Below are 3,881 nucleotides of genomic sequence, written 5' to 3' on the forward strand. Positions count from 1 at the left end.
GATGTCGCCAACGCCAGCGGCTCCAGCTCCTACGTCGGTTACGGCAATGGCCTCGTCTTCAACATCGGCGGCGGGACCACGAGCACGATCAAGGGCGGCGGCCTGAACGAGAGCTTCGTTTTCGGCGCCGGCTTCAAGACGGCGACGATCTCGGAATTCGCCACGCATGGCGGCGTCGCGTCGAACGACACGATCTCGCTGGCGAAATCCGACTTCGCGGACTGGGCGACTTTGCTCTCGGACGCGCATACCGGGGCCGGCGGCAGCATCAGCTTCGTCTCGCAGACCTCGGGCGCGACGCTGACGCTGGCGGGCGTATCGGTCGCCGCTTTCGAAAAGCCCGGGGCGCCCTATCACAACGAATTCTCGTTCCACGCTTGAGGAAGATCCCGGCGACAATGGCTTCAAACATGGACTTGGGGGCAATGAATATGAAAATGACCACATCCCTTGCGGCGGCCGTCCTGGCCTGCGCGTTGCTGGCGCCGCCGCAGGCGCGGGCTTCGACCTTGCTCAACCTGACCGATCCGCCGGATCAGACGGACACCGCCTATTCCCTTGCTTTCACCGCCGCCGGTCCGCTCACCACGATCTCGATCGGCGGCTATCAAATTCTGGATTTCGAGCAGACCACCAACATCGGCGTCTTTCTGAACGGCGCCGGGGCCAATCTGCTCGGCGCGTCCTGGACCTTGACGCCGGCCCCTCCCCTGTTCACGAACACGTTCACCTACGACGACGGGACGTCGGTTCCCGCTCTTGTTTTCGGGTCGTCCGCCGCGGGCGCCTACGACACCTATGCACAGAGTTTCGCCACGAAGGCGGGCCAGTCCTACAGCGTCAATTTTCTCTTCAGCAACGACCTATTTGGCGGCGGCGCCGCCCCGAGCGGGCTCCTGGTAACCGAGTTGTCTCCGCCTCCCGTCTCGGGCGGCGTCCCCGAACCCTCGACCTGGACGCTGATGCTGCTCGGCCTCGCGGGCCTCGGCTTTCTTGGCCGCCGCAAGACGAAACAGAGCCCGGCGGCGATCGCCTGAAAGGCGGCGGCGCCATCGTCGGAGGATGCCAACCAGACGGCGGCCTTCGGGCCGAGTTTCGTCATTGACTCGATTTTCGCCTTCGTGGCGAGCAGGGCTCGACGGATAGGTCCAGTTGACGGTCTCTCTTTCGGTGCAAGTCGCGCCGACCAGGCGCAAAGAATAAAGCGCGTTAATCTCGAACGACCGCTTCGTGCAGCTCCTTGGGGAAGCGGGAGATATTGGCCACGGTCCGTTTAGGGTCACGATTACGCATTCCCTCCGGCGCAGGAATGACCGGTGACGGCGCGGCTGCGGACGATGAAAAGCAAGCGGGAATGAGCGCTTTCGGGTCCGTGATGTGACAGTCGCCGACCTGATCGGGAACGCCGCAAAAGAGCCGGTTCCCGCCGTCGCGATTGCCCATGGCCTAACGACGGGCGGAAACGAGGCCCAGGCTTGCCGGCTGGCCTCGGAGGGCATCTTCGAATAACTCTCCGGCCCTTCCCCACGGTTACCCACGAGATATAGAGTCACCCGGTACGATATCTGGGGCCGCTCATCGGGCCGTCATGACCCTTTTCACACAACCAAGACCCAAAAGCCGACACAGCGTTGATCCAACGACAGCCATTAAACTTCGTGGGCCATCGGTGCGGCGCTCGCATTTACCAGCGAAATGCGCTCCGGCGTCAGCACACCGAGCCGGCGCTCCGCGGATTGAAGGCGGTGCAGAAGAAAATATCCCTCCTCGATCTTCGAACCATTCATCACCGAGGACGGCGCCGAGACGATCCGGACTGGACCGCAATGCCCGATCCAGTCGAAATGGCGATGACCGTGCATCACCACCAGCCGATGGCCGTGGCGCTTGAGTTGTCGGACCATCCAACTGCCGTTGATCAACGCGGTGCCAATCCGCATCGACAACGGGATGGTCTCACCGGGATATTCGACCACATGATGATGAAGGGCGACGATCCAACAAGCGTGCGGCCATCGCCGGAAAACGGCTTCCATGGCGGTAGCCTGACGCCCCGTCAGAAGCCCCAGCGCATTGGTGAAGGAAAAATGGGTCTCGGCGTTGGTGTCGAGCAGCAGGACCCCAAGGCCATCCTTTTCGCTCGGCGGCAGAATTTGGGGAAAGCAGTCGGTCCACAGCCGGTCAAACTCCATGCTCCCTTTGCGGGCGCCGGTGACCGCCGCCTTGGCGAGCCGCGCGCGATGGGGCGCAAGCTTTTCGCGCAGGGTCGTCATCGTCGGCGATGGTCCGGCGCCGACAACCAGCACCCGGTCTCCCTGGATCGCATCGAGCGCCGACAAAACCCGGATCTTGCGCAGGCGCTTGCCAGCGCCGAAGGGCAGTTCGAAGCGGGCCGGATTGGCGCGATCGACGATGTTGACGTCGTGATTGCCCGGCGCCACTGCGAGGAGACCGGCGAGGGCTGGGTAAAGTTTTATCAGTTCGAGGAATTCCGCCCATTCGGTCGAACGGCCGGCATCGGTGACGTCGCCAGTGACGAGAATCATGTCGATCGGTTCGACCGCATGAAGGGCCGCCAGGCGTTCGAGCGTCGCCTCGAAACGTCGGTTGCCTCGGGCGCCGTCGCGTCCGCTCTCGATCCGAAAACCGAACTGCTCGCCGACGACGTGGACGTCGGACAGATGGGCGACGCGCCAGACGCGCACGTCTGCGCGCGGGAGATCAAACGCAGCAATGTCGCGCGCCGGATCCATGGCGGCGTCGGCGAGTCCGGCGAGCAGCGCGGCGAAGGCGGCATAAACGGCGACGAGCACGACAGCATTGGCGAGCGCCGGCAGAAGCAGCCGGCTCGGCCGCAACAGATCGGCGGGCGCGCCGGTCCAACGCGTGGCGCCCCAGACGGCGACGGCGACCATTGCGCAGACAGCGCACAAGAGGAGCGCGGCGCTGAGCGACATGACGTGATTGCGGCGCCGGACGCGGTCCCGTTCGCCCACGGCGTCTCGATCGGGCATGCGCTGGTCGACGGCTTGGCGAAGGATTTCCCGAAACAACACGTAGCCGGGTTGCACGAGGATGGAATTCAGTGACCAGAAATTGTTTTCGAGGATCCGGAACAAGGGCAGCCTTGCATAGCGCAGCAGCAGCAGCGATCCGCCGATGGCGACGAGCGAGCCGAGGCCGGTCACCGTCTGAACCACCCGCGACACTGTCGCGAACCAGGCCCCGACAACGATCGGCGCGAGGCCGAGGGTCAGGGCCGGAGCCACCACCAGGATTGCAAACGCGAACAGCAACTTGATCGGGCTGATCTCGGCGAACATGCGCACGCCCAGAGCCGCCAGGGAGCGCGCCTTCGGGCTCGAGATGTCGTCTTCGGCGTCTCCGAGGCGCGGATCCAAGATCATAGCCTGACCATAAACGGTCGCCAGGGACGGCGCCAGCCGATTGCAGCAGCGCGGGGCTGACGGCCGGCAATTTGATCGGTTGGTCGCTACCGATAAACTTTTCTACCGGTGTCCGGGCGTCGGCCCAAGGCTCAAACTTCGCGACCGCGATCCGCTCTGACCTGGCGGAACGCCGCGCAAACAGGCGTGATCCGTCGCCTATAAAGCTGATTTCACCAAAACGATTTGCGCAGCGATGGTGTCGACCTTGGCGCCAATCGGGATGGCCGCGAGATCGACGAAAAATCGGGATTTTGGTTTGAATAGGGGAAGGGCCGTCCTGCGGCGCGCGGGCTACGGGCCGCCATTTGGAACGGCCGGTATCTGCGTTTCGGAGCTTCAGCGCCGCGAGCACGTTGTATTCTCATGGCCCGCAGGGGCGGGACGCTGGGAGGGAGTGGTCGGACGAGGAGGTTACTTCCATGTCCAAGACCC

3 protein-coding genes are annotated in these 3,881 nt (G+C 63.9%); 2 read left to right on the top strand and 1 reads right to left on the bottom strand.

Features of this window, described 5'->3' with window-relative positions; translation table 11 throughout:
- Both QZY01_RS01880 and QZY01_RS01885 read left to right on the top strand, forming a co-directional pair.
- The coding region (locus tag QZY01_RS01880; RefSeq protein ID WP_294532658.1) for a hypothetical protein at positions 1-381 on the top strand (381 nt) is incomplete at its 5' end.
- 56 nt (positions 382-437) lie between these two features.
- The gene (locus QZY01_RS01885) at positions 438-1,037 is read left to right on the top strand and encodes a PEP-CTERM sorting domain-containing protein (RefSeq protein WP_294532660.1); all 600 of its coding nucleotides are present in this window, start codon (positions 438-440) and stop codon (positions 1,035-1,037) included.
- 612 nt (positions 1,038-1,649) lie between these two features.
- Here QZY01_RS01885 and QZY01_RS01890 read toward each other — a convergent pair.
- A complete protein-coding gene (locus QZY01_RS01890) occupies positions 1,650-3,407 on the bottom strand; it encodes a metallophosphoesterase (RefSeq protein WP_294532661.1) in 1,758 nt (585 codons plus the stop codon).
- Positions 3,408-3,881: the final 474 nt, after the last annotated feature.

This window comes from uncultured Rhodoblastus sp., assembly GCF_903903185.1.
GTDB lineage: Bacteria > Pseudomonadota > Alphaproteobacteria > Rhizobiales > Beijerinckiaceae > Rhodoblastus.